The following is a 410-nucleotide window of genomic DNA, read 5'->3' as shown; positions in this document are numbered from 1 at the left end:
CCGTGAAGCGATCAATCAGCACTTTTTGATGTCTCATACCCAAGCGTTTATTGAGTGTGACATTACGGAATTAGTGCAAGCATTCGAAACGCAACGTGGACCTATCAAAGCACAAGAGCAGGAGATCTAAGACATGAAATGGGGAATCCTAGGAACCAGCTTTATCTCAGGCGTAATGGCGGATGCGATCAAAAGCGATGCTCAAAGCGAGCTGTATGCCGTTGCTGGTCGTACTGAAAAAACACTAAACGAGTTTGCTGCCCAATACCAACCAACATTAACCTTCAACAGCTATGAAGCTTTGATCGAAGATGAGTCAGTCGACATCATCTACATTGCTCTGCCAAACCATGTTCATCATGAGTATGTGATTAAAGCGGCTCAAAAAGGCAAAGCGATCTTGTGTGAAA

The 410-nt window shown here is 44.1% G+C and carries 1 protein-coding gene and 1 pseudogene; both read left to right on the top strand.

Going from position 1 to position 410, the window contains the following annotated elements:
- A pseudogene (locus AB4486_RS24170) lies at positions 1 to 130 on the top strand (antibiotic biosynthesis monooxygenase); the annotation flags it as partial.
- A 3-nt stretch (positions 131 to 133) separates the two neighbouring features.
- Positions 134 to 410 (top strand): Gfo/Idh/MocA family protein (locus AB4486_RS24165; RefSeq protein WP_372119168.1); only part of this gene is annotated, 277 nt, incomplete at its 3' end.

Source organism: Vibrio sp. 10N.222.55.C6 (assembly GCF_041473395.1).
GTDB lineage: Bacteria > Pseudomonadota > Gammaproteobacteria > Enterobacterales > Vibrionaceae > Vibrio > Vibrio crassostreae_C.
The sequence above is the reverse complement of the archived record's forward strand: the minus strand, read 5'-3'. Positions and strand labels throughout refer to the sequence as shown.